This window comes from Actinoalloteichus hoggarensis (genome assembly GCF_002234535.1).
GTDB classification, from domain to species: Bacteria; Actinomycetota; Actinomycetes; order Mycobacteriales; family Pseudonocardiaceae; genus Actinoalloteichus_A; species Actinoalloteichus_A hoggarensis.
In genome coordinates this window covers 5,304,534-5,316,608 of sequence record NZ_CP022521.1, presented here as the reverse complement: position 1 = coordinate 5,316,608, position 12,075 = coordinate 5,304,534, and the positions used below count along the sequence as shown (strand labels likewise).

The 12,075-nt window shown below is 73.1% G+C and carries 11 protein-coding genes and 1 pseudogene; 5 read left to right on the top strand and 7 right to left on the bottom strand.

The window, feature by feature from the left end; all coding sequences use genetic code 11:
- Positions 1 to 214: 214 nt before the first annotated feature.
- Positions 215 to 1,321: pseudogene (locus tag AHOG_RS30610) on the bottom strand (DEAD/DEAH box helicase); the annotation flags it as partial.
- Positions 1,322 to 1,619: 298 nt separating this feature from the next.
- Here AHOG_RS30610 and AHOG_RS22760 point away from each other — a divergent pair.
- Positions 1,620 to 3,641, top strand: coding sequence for an Hsp70 family protein (locus tag AHOG_RS22760; protein ID WP_093943160.1), 2,022 nt, complete (start codon positions 1,620 to 1,622; stop codon positions 3,639 to 3,641).
- A gap of 326 nt (positions 3,642 to 3,967) precedes the next feature.
- Here AHOG_RS22760 and AHOG_RS22755 read toward each other — a convergent pair whose 3' ends face one another.
- The 3 genes from AHOG_RS22755 to AHOG_RS22750 form a co-directional block, all read right to left on the bottom strand.
- Complete coding sequence (locus tag AHOG_RS22755; protein WP_093943159.1) at positions 3,968 to 4,162, bottom strand: DUF3046 domain-containing protein; 195 nt, start codon at positions 4,160 to 4,162, stop codon at positions 3,968 to 3,970.
- Between the two features lie 181 nt (positions 4,163 to 4,343).
- Positions 4,344 to 4,472 carry a hypothetical protein gene (locus tag AHOG_RS30290; RefSeq protein WP_260404575.1) on the bottom strand — a complete coding sequence of 43 codons (129 nt, stop codon included), beginning with the start codon at positions 4,470 to 4,472 and terminating at the stop codon, positions 4,344 to 4,346.
- 336 nt (positions 4,473 to 4,808) lie between these two features.
- Positions 4,809 to 5,564 carry a DUF4383 domain-containing protein gene (locus AHOG_RS22750; RefSeq protein ID WP_093943158.1) on the bottom strand — a complete coding sequence of 252 codons (756 nt, stop codon included), beginning with the start codon at positions 5,562 to 5,564 and terminating at the stop codon, positions 4,809 to 4,811.
- Between the two features lie 106 nt (positions 5,565 to 5,670).
- Between AHOG_RS22750 and AHOG_RS22745 the strand changes: the two genes are divergently transcribed.
- Positions 5,671 to 6,687 (top strand): NAD(P)H-dependent flavin oxidoreductase, encoded by a 1,017-nt coding sequence (locus AHOG_RS22745; protein WP_093944715.1) that lies wholly within the window; start codon positions 5,671 to 5,673, stop codon positions 6,685 to 6,687.
- A 660-nt stretch (positions 6,688 to 7,347) separates the two neighbouring features.
- Positions 7,348 to 7,992: an MOSC domain-containing protein gene (locus tag AHOG_RS22740; RefSeq protein ID WP_093943157.1), complete on the top strand. Its 645-nt coding sequence runs from the start codon at positions 7,348 to 7,350 to the stop codon at positions 7,990 to 7,992.
- Between the two features lie 192 nt (positions 7,993 to 8,184).
- Here the strand turns inward: AHOG_RS22740 and AHOG_RS22735 are convergent, their stop codons facing one another.
- Together AHOG_RS22735 and AHOG_RS22730 are read right to left on the bottom strand one after the other, a co-directional pair.
- Entirely contained in the window at positions 8,185 to 8,712 is a 528-nt protein-coding gene (locus AHOG_RS22735) for a GNAT family N-acetyltransferase (protein ID WP_093943156.1), read from the bottom strand.
- Positions 8,709 to 9,674, bottom strand: coding sequence for a zinc-binding dehydrogenase (locus tag AHOG_RS22730; protein WP_093943155.1), 966 nt, complete (start codon positions 9,672 to 9,674; stop codon positions 8,709 to 8,711). Before AHOG_RS22730 ends, AHOG_RS22735 begins: the two co-directional genes overlap by 4 nt.
- A 30-nt stretch (positions 9,675 to 9,704) precedes the next feature.
- On the opposite strand from AHOG_RS22730, the gene AHOG_RS28865 reads away from it, so the two are divergent.
- Complete coding sequence (locus tag AHOG_RS28865; protein WP_157737001.1) at positions 9,705 to 9,956, top strand: hypothetical protein; 252 nt, start codon at positions 9,705 to 9,707, stop codon at positions 9,954 to 9,956.
- 73 nt (positions 9,957 to 10,029) lie between these two features.
- The gene (locus AHOG_RS22720) at positions 10,030 to 10,380 is read left to right on the top strand and encodes a barstar family protein (RefSeq protein WP_093943154.1); all 351 of its coding nucleotides are present in this window, start codon (positions 10,030 to 10,032) and stop codon (positions 10,378 to 10,380) included.
- A gap of 262 nt (positions 10,381 to 10,642) precedes the next feature.
- Here the strand turns inward: AHOG_RS22720 and AHOG_RS22715 are convergent, their stop codons facing one another.
- Positions 10,643 to 11,485 (bottom strand): class I SAM-dependent methyltransferase, encoded by an 843-nt coding sequence (locus AHOG_RS22715; protein WP_157737000.1) that lies wholly within the window; start codon positions 11,483 to 11,485, stop codon positions 10,643 to 10,645.
- Positions 11,486 to 12,075 lie beyond the last annotated feature (590 nt).

The window sequence follows — 12,075 nt, the reverse complement described above, 5'->3', positions numbered from 1 at the left end:
CCCTTCGGTGCAGCGGGTCGGGTCCCGGAGCGGCGGCCTCGGCGTCCTTGTCCGCCTCGCCGGCGACGGTGTCGGACTCGGCGGCCTGCATCTCGTCCAGGTCCACCGGTTCGACGTCGGTGCGCAAACCGTCGACGCCGGCGGCGGGGACACCCGGCCGTCCGGCGGAGGCGGTGTCGGGCAGGGCGCCCGCCTGCCCGTGCCACTCGGCCGCGGCCTCCTCCGCGACCAGCTCGTTCAACCGCGCGGTGAGACGTTCGGCGAGGCGCCGCGAGTTGACGAAGACGATGGTGGACCGATGCGCGCGGACCAGGTCGAGCACCCGCCGCTCCACCGCGGGCCAGATCGAGGCGCTGGGCACCGCCTCGGGCTCCGGTGTCTCCGGTGGCCGGGCCGTGCCGCTCCCGTCCGAGACCGTCGATCCGGCCGGCTGGATCGACGCCGGATCGACGGCGGACGCCGCCTCCGCCTGCCCCGCGCCCGCCGCGTCACCGCGCCGCCGACTCCCCGACGGCGGGGCGGGAGCCTGCTGTTCGTCGAGCCGAGACATGTCGGCAACCGGGACCTCGACCCGGACCGCCACCTCCTTCGGGTGGGCGGGCCGCACCACCGCCACCTCCGTCCCGGCGGCCAGGAACGTGGTGATCTCCTCCACCGGTCGGACCGTCGCCGACAGCCCGATCCGCTGGGCGGGCTTCGGCAGCAGGGCGTCGAGCCGCTCCAACGACAAGGCCAGATGTGCGCCGCGCTTGCCGCCCGCCACCGCATGCACCTCGTCGACGATCACCGTCTCCACACCGCGCAGCGATTCCCGCGCCGCCGAGGTCACCAGGAGGAACAGCGACTCCGGTGTCGTCACCAGCACGTCGGGCGGGGTCCGGTTGAAGCCGCGACGGGCGGCCGAGTCGGTGTCCCCGGTCCGCATCCCGACCGTGATGTCGGGGGCAGGCAGTCCGAGACGGGTGGCGGAGCGTCCGATTCCGGCCAACGGGCCCCGTAGATTGCGTTCCACGTCGACCGCCAGGGCCTTCATGGGCGAGACGTAGAGCACCCGACAGCGAGCCCGAGGGTCGGCGGGCGGTCCGACGACGGCGAGTCGGTCCAGCGCCCAGAGGAAGGCGGCGAGGGTCTTGCCCGCCCCGGTCGGCGCGATCACCAGCGCATGTCCGCCCCGTGCCGCCGCCCGCCAGGCGCCGGTCTGAGCAGCGGTCGGCGCGGGGAAGGCGGCGGCGAACCAGTCCCGAGTGGCGGGGGAGAACAGCTCGAGGCCACGCTGCGCGTCGCCGTCGGCTGTGGGGACGACGACTCGGCCTGGGCTCATCCGACCATCCTCGCCCAGCACACCGACGACTTCGACTCGATGCGTCTCGCGAGGTCTCCAGACGATCGCGGTTCTCCCCGAAACCGCCGACCGGGTGGGGACGGCGTGGCACCATCTCCTCGGGGTCCCCCGCATCACCTGTGGTCGGCGTCCGACCGCGGCGGCGGCTCGCGCTCGGCGATGACGAGCACGGCGTCCCGGCAGCCCCGGCCCTGCCGTCTCGTGACTGCGACGACAGGCCGTCTCGCCGCCGACGGAGACAGCGGGGGCACCGACGAGAGCGTCGAGGAGAAGTGCAGTGCGCGTCCTGTCCGTGGACCTGGGTACGTCGAACACCGTCGCGGTGCTGTCCGCGCACGGCCGAGAGCCTCGCGTCATCGAGGTCGACGGGTCCGCCACCATGCCTTCCGCCGTCTTCGCCGACGAGGACGGCACGCTGGTCGTCGGCCGGGACGCCGAACGTCGAGCCCGACTCGATCCGGCTCGCTTCGAGCCCAATCCGAAGCGGCGGGTAGACGAGGGCTCGCTGCTGCTGGGCACCAGCGTGGTCTCGGTGACCGCCGCCATGTCGGCCGTCCTGCGGCGAGTGGCGGAGGAGACCAGCAGGCAGCTCGGCGGCGGCCGCCCGGACGAGGTCCGGCTGTCCCACCCCGCCCAGTGGGGCGCCACCCGGCGCAACGTGCTGCTGTCCGCCGCCCGACTGGCGGGCCTGGGCGACAACCTGGTGCTCGTGCCGGAGCCGGTCGCGGCCGCCGCCCACTTCGCCTCGTTCCCCGACCGTTCGCTGCCGCCCGGCAGGGCGCTGGCGGTGTACGACCTCGGTGCGGGCACCTTCGACTGCGCGGTGGTCGGCGCGACGCAGGACGGCTTCGTGGTCCTCGCCGAGAACGGGCTGCCCGACCTCGGCGGCCTCGACGTCGATCAGGTGCTTCTGGAGCATGTGGGCCGCCAGGTGTCGCAGCACGACCCGAGCGGCTGGCAGCGGCTGCTTCGCCCGGAGAGCACCGGCGATCGGCGGTCACAGCGCGCGCTGCGAGAGGACGTCCAGGCTGCGAAGGAGACGTTGTCGCGGCATCCGCAGACGGACGTGCCGCTGCCGGAGCCCTTCCAGGACGTGCTTGTCACCCGCTCGGAGCTGGAGGCCTTGATCCGGCCGAGCATGCTGCGCAGCGTCGAACTGCTCAAGACGACCATTCAGGCGGCGGGCATCGCCCCGGAGGCGCTGGCGGGCATCTACCTCGTCGGCGGATCGAGCCGTATCCCGCTGGTCGCGACGCTGATCGCGGAGCACACCAAGGTCGTCGCGACCAGCCTGGACCAGCCGGAGACGGCGGTGGCGCTCGGGGCGCACCACGTCCCGAGGGACGGCGCGACCATGCGCACCGAGGACTTCGACCCGGACCAGTTCATCGCCGCGGCGCCGCAGACCCCGGACGGCGGCGGTTCCGCGCCGGGCACGCCCGCGGAGGGCAGGCCCGTCGGCGGCTTCGCCACACCGCAGCCCGCCTATCCCACGGCCGCGCAGCCCACGTCGTCCGCCTATCCCGGCACCGGGGCACAGCAGGCGCTCACCCCCGCAGGGCAGGGGCACCTCGCGCCGGATCACCACGTGCCGAGCCGTCCGGCCTTCGGACCCGGTGCCCCCGGACCCGGCGGTCCGCACGGCATCCCCGGACCCGGCGGCCCGCACGGCATGGCCGCGAGCGGCCCGCCCGCCTACACCAGCAGCACGGCGTCGGGCGCACCGGCGAAGCGGCGCCGGACGGGTGTCCTGATCTCGGCGATCACCGGTGCGGTCGTCCTCATCGCGGGCGCCGTCGTCGGCGGCATGCTGCTGTTCGGGCAGGAGTCCCTGCCCACCGCCGAGGAATGCGCCTCGGCCGGGGAGGCCGACGAGAACGGCTTCACCGCATGTCTACGGCAGCTCGCGGGCACGGTGCCCGATCGGCACGACTGCGGCCCCGGCGACGCCGAGGCGACCGGCTCAGGCGAGAGCCGCATCGTCACCTGCCAGTTCAGCGACGCCACCGAGAGCTACGCGCTGGCCTACAACCATGCGGACTCGGTGGAGGCGGCGAGCACCACCGCCGAGTCCTGGCTCGCCCACAGCGAGGGCGATCTCGTCGAGGCCCGCTGGGCGGGCAACGGCCTGGAGGGGCGTTATCAGTCCGCGGTGAGCGACGGCCAGGGCATTCTCGTGTTCACCGTGACGGATCGGCCGCTGGTCGGCTTCGTGCTCGCCAACAGCTCCGATGTCGAGGAGTTCACGGCCGACGAGCTGGCCGACTACTTCGAGGCGAGCATCCAGCCGGGGACCTGACCGGCGGTGCCGCGCGTAGCGGTGCCGCGCGTAGCGGAGCCGTGTCCGCGCCGTTGTTCCCGGCGCCGTCGTCAGCCGCGCCGGGGATGACCGCGCCGCCGCTGAGGGTGCATGCCGCTGAGGGTGCCGCTGTTTCGGCGTCGTCAGCGGGCGAGGGTCGTGACCGGCGTGCGAGGCCGGGGCAGCCAGATGAGTGCGCGTGGGACGGTCGCCCCGCCTCCGACGGCGGCTTCCACCGACGGGCGGACGGGCGTCGGTCGGGGCACGCAGGCCGGTCGGCGTCGCAGCCTCGGACCCGTGTCGTTCCAGGCCGGTGTCGTTCCAGATCAGCGCCGTTCCGACGGGATGTCGAAGGCCTCGCACACCGAGCGCCAGACCTGCCGGGGTTCGACGCCCGCCTCCAGGGCCTGGTCGACGGTGCGCCCACCGAGTTCGGAGAACACGTGATCTCTGGCCAGCATCTCGGCTCGGACTCGGCCGAACTCCTGAGCCATCGCGGAGCGGAAGGCGGTGTGTCGCATCCCTACCACCGTAGCCCGCCGCCCACGCCGCGCCGCGGGTGGCCGAGGCCGTCGGACCTGCGTCGCCCGGGAGTCCGCGCCGGGAGGGCGGCGCCTTGACGGGCCGGTGCGGCCACGCGGCATTCCGGAGCGGCGCGGGTGCTCGGCGCCGCCCCGGCTCGATGTCGCATCGGCGAGTGGATCAGCGTCGTCGGTTGCGCCACCACACCGACGCGGTGACGACGAGCGCGGCCGCCAGGCCTGCGACCATGATCAACCTTCCGGTGGTGGAGGAGAGACCGGTCGGGTCCGTCTGCATCAACGCCAGCACGGCATCGACGCTACCCGTCGAGCCGCGGATACGTCGGCTGATCGGCGCCCGCGGACTCGGCGCGTCCCGAAGGAGGCGTCGATCCGGGCCCGCATGAGGCGGGGACGGACGACCCCGTGGACGCGGGCGGGCATCGCGACGGGCAGGCGTCGCGGCGGGCATCCCCGCGGACCTGTCGTACCCCGCGGATCGAGTTCGGCCTGCCCGGCGGCAGGCTGGACGCCGCGCGGACGCCGCCGTGGCCGCCGTGCCGTCGTGGCTGTCGTGGCCGCCGTGCGGGAGAGCGCCACGCCGATCGGGTGCCCCCGGCGGGTGCGGGAAGCGGGACGCGCGGGCTCAGGTGCGGATCGTCGGCCACCGGCGGTGGCGACCGTGTGACCCGCGTCGACTCGACTGCTGCCTGCGCTGCTCCTGAGCAGGCACCGCATCGGCGGCGTGCTCCTCCTCATAGCGGCGATAGGCCTCGCGGCGCGCGGCCTCCGAGCGCTCCCGAGCGTCCTCGGCCACCAGCCTCTCCTGTTCCGGAGTCGCGATGCCCTGCGCCACGGCGTTCTCGGCGTCGGCCAGCGGCCGGATCTCGGCGAGCCGCCTGCGTTCGGCCGTCTCCTCCGCCCGGTGGTCGGCGTGCGGGTCCTCGTGGTGTCGGGCTCGGACGAAGGGGTTGTCCTCGCTCAGTCCGCCGCTCAGCCTGCCGTAGAGACCCAGGAAGAGCAGCAGCATGCCGACCACGAGGCTGAACACCACGTTCCGCATCTCGAAGGCGAGCAGGTTGAACCGGGTCTCCAACAAAGCGAGGTTCACCAGCCCGGACAGCAGGAACGCCACGCCTAGTACGACCGCCGTGGTGGAGGCGACGACACCGCCGATCACGGCCGAGCCGATCAGGATCGCGCCCACGAGCACCGAGATCAGGGAGAGCAGGCCGTTGCTGGACAGGCCGAGGATGCGATCTCCCTCGGTGGAGAAGAAGGTCAGGCGGTTGATGAAGCCGAGCAGTCCGAAGACGATGAGCCCGGCGCCGATCAACCCCGTGCCGATCCGATAGATCTTGTTCAACGGGTGCCCGACCGGCAGATACTGATTCATTCTCATGTTCCGCTCCCTCGCACGGATGGAGGCGGGTCCGGAGGTCCAGTGTGCTCCGGGTCTCCTTCGGTCGCACCCTCTCGGCGACCCGGACGCGACTACGGTGGCGGACGTGATGGATGGGTTGCGTGTTCCGATCGTCGCGGCGCCGATGGCGGGCGGGGTCAGTACGCCGGAACTGGTCGTCGCCGTGGGTGCGGCGGGCGGCCTCGGCTTCCTCGCCACCGGCTATCTCTCACCCGATCGAGTGAAATCTCAGATCGATCGAGTCCGCAGCCTGAGTCGATGCCGGTTCGGTGTCAATCTCTTCGTCCCCGGCGAGCCCGCCGTCGCGGATCTGACGGCGTATCGCGCGCTGGTCGCCGAGCAGGGCCGTCCCCTCGGCGCGTCGCCGGGCGAACCCCGCTGGGAGGACGACGACTACCACGCCAAGCTGGCGCTCCTGCTCGACGACCCGGTGCCGGTCGTCTCCTTCACCTTCGGCCTGCCGAGCGCCCAGGACGTGCGACGCCTACAGCAGGCGGGCAGTCGGGTGGTGGGCACCGTGACCACTCCGGCGGAGGCAGCCGCGGCCGAGTCGGTCGGGGTCGACGCGCTGTGTCTCCAGGGCATCGAGGCAGGCGGCCATCGAGCCGTCTTCACCGATGACGGGCATACCGAGGCCGGTGGCCCCGCACATCCGCTGCTCGATCTGATCCGGCTCGTCCGGGGTCAGAGCGCCCTCCCGTTGATCGCGGCGGGGGGCCTGACCGACGGCCGAGACCTCGCCGCGGCGCTCGCGGCCGGGGCTCAGGCGGGCCAGTTCGGCACGGCGTTGCTGCGCACCCCGGAGGCAGGCACCCGGCCCGCACACCGTCTAGCGCTCACCCAGCGGCGGAAGACCGCGCTCACCAGGGCGTTCACCGGCAGGCCCGCGCGGGGGCTGGTCAACGAGATGATGCTCGCGTTGACCGATCAGGCGCCCGCCGCCTACCCGGAGGTCCACCACCTCACCGCCCCGGTGCGCGCGGCGGCAGGCGCCGCCGAGGACCCGGAACGGATGTCCGCCTGGGCGGGCCTCGGCGCGGACACGACCAGCGACCGCCCCGCCGCCGAACTCGTGACGGCCTGGGACGCGGAGGCCCGCTGAACAGGCTTCGCCTCCTCGGCCGCTTCCTCTGGCGCAGGCCCTCGGTGGGGGTGCTCGCGGATGCGGAGACGACGCGGTCACCGCGACATGGGGCCCGTGCAGGCAAGGAACGCCGGGCCAGGGCATGGATGAGCCTCGACTGGTGGACACGCCTCGGCTTGTGGATGCGGCGCGGTTGGTGGACGCGGCCCGATCTGCGGACGCGGTCCGATCTGCGGACACGGCCCGCCCGGCGGACACGGCCAGAGCGATGAGTGCGGTGAGCAGGTAGAAGGTCATGGCACGACTATCGAACATGTGTTCTATGTCTGCAAGATATCGATCGAGTGGAAGTCCGCACCGCCGACCAGCCGCTTCTCGGGGCGCGGGCCCGATCGTCCGCCATGGGGGACGCCGCGAGACGCCGCGAGACGCCGCGAGACGCCGCGAGACGCCGCGAGACGCCACGTCGGCGACGGAGGGTGCCGGAGTCGACGTCGACCCGTTCCCGGATCGCGACGCGCGCCGCGCTGATCCGGCCAGGTCACCTCGGCGGGCGCCCGTGTATCGGTCGCCCTGCCGTCCGGGCAGGCCCCGGCGTCCGGGTCCGCCGGGAACGGGGCGATGGTCACACGAAAAGCCCTGTACAGCCAGGACGCGGACTCTTTAGCGTTGCCGCTCATGGGCACAGTGCACTCGGTCAACCTCGCCGTGGTCCGGACCGGCGACTGGACGGGCCGGCTGGGTCGTACGGGCATCGACAAGCGCCCGGCGCCGGGACGAGTGCACGTCTCCGTCGGCGGCGTCACGGGCGACACGGTCGTGGACACCGCCAACCACGGCGCGGTGTGCCAGGCCGTGTACGCCTTCGGGATCGAGGACCTCGCCCACTGGTCCTCGGTGCTCGGCCGCGAGCTGGTTCCGGGCAACGCGGGCGAGAACCTGAGCGTCGGGGGGACGGACGTCAACGACCTCGTCATCGGCCAGCGGTTACGGGTGGGCGAGACGGTCCTGCGTGTCACCGGCCCCCGGATCCCCTGCCGGGTCTTCGCAGGCTTCTGGTCGGCGACGGGCTTCGTCAAGCGCTTCACCGAGCACGGCAGACCGGGCGCCTACTTCGCGGTGGAGGAACCCGGCGAAGTGTGGGCCGGGGCGTCGATCGAGGCTCTGAGCACGCCCGACCACGGTGTGACGGTGGCCGAGGTGTTCGGCGTCCTTCGCGGCCGACGGCGGGAACTGGACGCCCACGTCGCTCAGGCACTCGACGACCTCCCCGCGGCCTGGGCCGAGGACGCCCGCGGCCGTATGGCCCTGGCCACCCGCTGACGGGCGGTACGCGCGTTCCGGACGCCGATGTGTCGAATTCCTGCTGCTCCGGGGCGACTCGATCATCTCCAGGCGAGCGTCCACCACGGGCCCGCCGGGCGAATGCGCAGTGCCGCGGAGTCGGCCGGGTGAGCCCGCGACGCGGGCTGATGCGCCTGGGGGCTCAGCGCTCGGCCGATGCGGCAGGCGATGTCAGCTCAGCGGCAGGGCGACGCCGAGGACGAGCGCTCGGCGGCGATTCACCGTCTGGAACGGGCCGGTGAGCACCCGGAAGCCGCGGCGACGGTAGAACTCGCGGGCGCGGCGGTTGGTCACGTCGGCCTGCAGCACCAGCCGGTCCTGCTCGATCCGTTCGCCCAGCGACCTGAGCAGCATCGTGCCGACTCCCGTGCCGTGGAACTCGGGCTCCACGTGCAGCTCCGCGACCTCGAAGGAGCCGGTCAGCCACGCTGCATGTCCGGTGGCGGCCAGGGCGGGGCGCACCAGCGCGGCCCAGAGAGGTCGCGCCCCGCACGGCCAGCCGACGAGGGCCCCGACCAGCCGATCCCGCTGATACGCCCCGAGCGCGACAAGATCCGGCACCGGTTCGAGTCCGGCGAGATGGCCTGCCGCCCGGTCTGCCCCCGGCTGTCCCACGGCTGCCTGCGCGCGCCGGGCCAGGTCGATGACCGCGGGCGCGGTCTCGCCCAGTCGGACGGCCTCGATGCGCGCCGGACTCATCTCGTGAACACGATCTTGCCCGTCGTCTCCCCGTCCAGCATCGCCCGGAAACCGTCCGTGGCCTGCTCCAACGGCAGGGTCAGCCCGATCTGCGGCCGGATGTCGTGCAGTCGCAGGAACGACACGAGATCGACCAGCTCCTGCCGGGTGCCCATCGTCGAGCCGAGCACGCGGAGCTGAAGGAAGAAGACCCGTTGGAGGTCGGCGCTCGGGTCAGGCCCCGAGGTGGCGCCCGCGACGACCACGGTGCCGCCCGGTTTGAGCGACTTCAGCGAGTGGGACCAGGTGGCCTTGCCGACGGTCTCGAACACCGCGTCCACCCGTTCGGGGAGGCGGGCCCCCGCCTCGAAGGTCGCGTGGGCGCCGAGGCCGGTCGCCAGGGCCCGCTTCTCCTCGGTGCGACCCGTCACCCAGACACGCGCGCCCGCCGCGCTCGCGAGCTGGATCAGCGCCGTGGACACGCCGCCGGAGGCACCTTGCACGAGCACCGTCTGACCCGGCCGGACCCCGGCCTGCACGAAGAGCATCCGGTAGGCGGTGAGCCAGGCGGTGCCCAGCGTCGCCGCCACGGCGAACGACAGCTCCGGCGGCTTCGGGATCACGTTGCCCGCCGGCACGACCACCGAGTCGGCGAACGTCCCCTGGTGGCGCTCGGTGAGCAGGGTCCGTCGCGGGTCCAGCGTCTCGTCGCCTCGCCAGCCCGGCGCGTTGATCACCGGATGGATCAGCACCTCGGTCCCGTCGGCCAGCACGCCCGCGCCGTCGCAGCCCAGGATCATCGGGAACGACTCGGCCGCGATGCCCACGCCGCGCAGCGTCCAGACGTCGTGCATGTTCAGGCTGGCCGCCCGCACATCGACCCGCACCCAACCCTCGGGCACCGACGGCTCAGGCCGTTCGCCGATGGTCAGTCCCGCCATCGGGTCGTCGGCATGGGGTGCACTGGCGTATACGGCGAACATGCCTCGAACCTACCGCGTAGGCTCCGAGGCGTGGTGTCGTCAGTGACCGGGTGGTGGGACGGGGTCGAGCTGTGGCTCGTCCAGTCGCCGTTCGTCCTCCAGTTCGTGTTGGTCCTGGTGATCCTGGCCCCGCTGTGCTGGCTGGCCGCGTTCCTGATCGACCGGGGCGTGGACCGCTTCTTCGCGTTCTTCGCCCGGCGCAGCGGCCGGACGCCACAACCCGACGACGTCCGCGAAGCGGTGGACACGGGAGTCCGACGCGCCACGGGAGGCTCGGCATGAACTCTCCTCGTCGCATCACGTTCGTCCTGCTCGGACTGATCCTGCTGGTCCTCGTGGCCTGGCTCGCGCAGCGATGAGCTGGGAACCGGTCGTCGAGGCGATCGAGCAGGCGCAGGCCGCCGGGGCGTGGGCCCATGTCCTGGACGGTCGGGAGCTCGCCGACTCCACAGAGGTCATCGACGCGATCGCGCGCCTGCTCGCCTTCCCCGAGACCTTCGGCCGCAATCTCGACGCGCTCTACGACTGCCTGACCGATCTGTCCTGGCTGGACGAAGGGGAGCATCGACTCGTCTGGGTCGACCCGGCGAGCCTCGCCGACCGCGCTCCGGCGGACTTCTCCCGCGTCCGACGCGCGGTGCTCGACGCCGCCGAACGGGGCGAGTCGGGTGGCCGGCGGCTGTCCGTCGTCTTCGTCGAGGTCTGAGCCGGGTCCCGTCCAGGCCGGCCCCCGCGGCACCCGGCTCGTCGTTCCCGCCTGCCGTGCCCGTCGGCCCGCAGGTCTGGGGTGGACCCGCCGACCCACGGTCCGCGTCCGCGTTCGCCGCTCGCCGTCGCCGGGCACCGAGCGGTGAGCACCGCCACGGCGGCTCGGCCGGGCGGACGGGGCCGTGCCGGGTCGCCTGCGCACCCGGCGGGTCCGGATGCGAGTCGCCCGACCCGCTGCGGCGCGGCGCCCGCGCGGCGGATCACGGGCGCCTGAGGCGGAGGAAGTCCTGGGTGCAGTCGATCGTGTAGGACCCGTCGGCGGCGATGAAGTGCTCCTGCACGTACTGCGACACCGCGGCGCGGTCGGGATGCGCGGCCGCGGGCGTGATGCCGAGGATGAACTCGGCAACCGACGTCGCCGTCCCCAGATCCGGCGCCCGCACCCGTGCCGGGCTCGTCTCCACCCGGACGACCCACCGCCCGCCCGCGTCGCCGGTGATGAACTCCTCGGCGGCGGAGGTGAGATCGAAGCGGTGTCCGGTCAGCCTGCGCACCATCCCCATGGCGCCGCTGTCGGGGTTCTGCAGCACGACGATCAGTTCGCCGCGCCGAGAGATCCACGACGCGAGCCTGGCCAGCACGGCAGGCCATTCCGGCCGAGGGATGTAGTAGAGGACGTGCGAGTTGAGCACCAGGTCGCCCGGGGTGTCCGGCGTGGTCTCCAGGATTCGGCTCGGCAGCACCGTCGCGGTCGGACAGACCGTCTGCAGGCGGTCTCGCAGCACGGCGTTGGGCTCGATGGCGATCGTTCGTCGGAACGAGCCGCTCAGCCATGCGGTGGTGCCGCCCTCGCCCGCACCCGCGTCGATCAGCACGTCCCTGCGCGGCAGGTCGGCGACGATCGACTCGAGATGAGCCCACATCCTGCGCTTCTGGTCGGTGTGCGCGAGGAAGGCGGCGAACGCCCGCTCGTAGGCCGGGTCGTTCGGATCGGCGGCTCCGGACGGCCCGGCCGTCGCCCCCGGTTCCGATGGGACGACGATCTCGGCAGGCTCCGGCTGCTCCCGCTGCTGGCGCATCGCCACCACTCCACCCTCCGTCATCGACTCGACACCCAGTGTAGGAGTTCCCGTCGAATCGGCGGCTCGACAGACCGGGGGCGCCTGCCGCGTCTCCCCGTCGGGACCGGCGATCAGACACGAAGGGATGCCGTCCGACTCGGGCGGGGCCGTCCGATGGGGATCGAAGCGGGCATGTCCCCGGTGCGGGCGTCGCCGAGTCCGCTGCTCACGCGGGGGAGTACGCGTCACAGCTGCTCCACCGCCGTGACGCCGAGCCGAGCCGCTGCTCACGCGTGCGGGGTGCGCCGGTCCCGCCGTGGCGGACCTGGCGGCGGTTGCTCCGTCCGCTCACGCAGTGCGCCTCAGGACGGTCGCGGCGTCCCGCTCGGAATCGGGTCCCCTTCGTGCCCGCCTGTTCGGCTGCCGCCGCCGGTCCCGCCGATGTCGGCTGTCGGCGTGCCAGGGCGACGGCGCCGACGCGATCCACGCCGGGCGCACTCGCGCACGGCCGGCCTGCTGGTCGACGGTGGTCCGGCGGGCTGAGCCTCCGCGCGGGCGGGCGGCGCGCTTCGTCGGCGTGGACGAGGTGGATCGGGCGGCGAGCCCTCACGCGGGCGGGCGGCGTGTCGGCA

What these genes read in the sequence shown, in the direction of transcription:
- AHOG_RS22735 (WP_093943156.1), bottom strand. Translation starts at nt 8,712, where the DNA reads ATGAGTCCGGCGCGCATCGAGGCCGTCCGACTGGGCGAGACCGCGCCC.
- AHOG_RS22750 (WP_093943158.1), bottom strand. Translation starts at nt 5,564, where the DNA reads ATGAGAATGAATCAGTATCTGCCGGTCGGGCACCCGTTGAACAAGATC.
- AHOG_RS22730 (WP_093943155.1), bottom strand. Translation starts at nt 9,674, where the DNA reads ATGTTCGCCGTATACGCCAGTGCACCCCATGCCGACGACCCGATGGCG.
- AHOG_RS22720 (WP_093943154.1), top strand. Translation starts at nt 10,030, where the DNA reads ATGAGCTGGGAACCGGTCGTCGAGGCGATCGAGCAGGCGCAGGCCGCC.
- AHOG_RS22740 (WP_093943157.1), top strand. Translation starts at nt 7,348, where the DNA reads ATGGGCACAGTGCACTCGGTCAACCTCGCCGTGGTCCGGACCGGCGAC.
- AHOG_RS22715 (WP_157737000.1), bottom strand. Translation starts at nt 11,485, where the DNA reads ATGACGGAGGGTGGAGTGGTGGCGATGCGCCAGCAGCGGGAGCAGCCG.
- AHOG_RS22755 (WP_093943159.1), bottom strand. Translation starts at nt 4,162, where the DNA reads ATGCGACACACCGCCTTCCGCTCCGCGATGGCTCAGGAGTTCGGCCGA.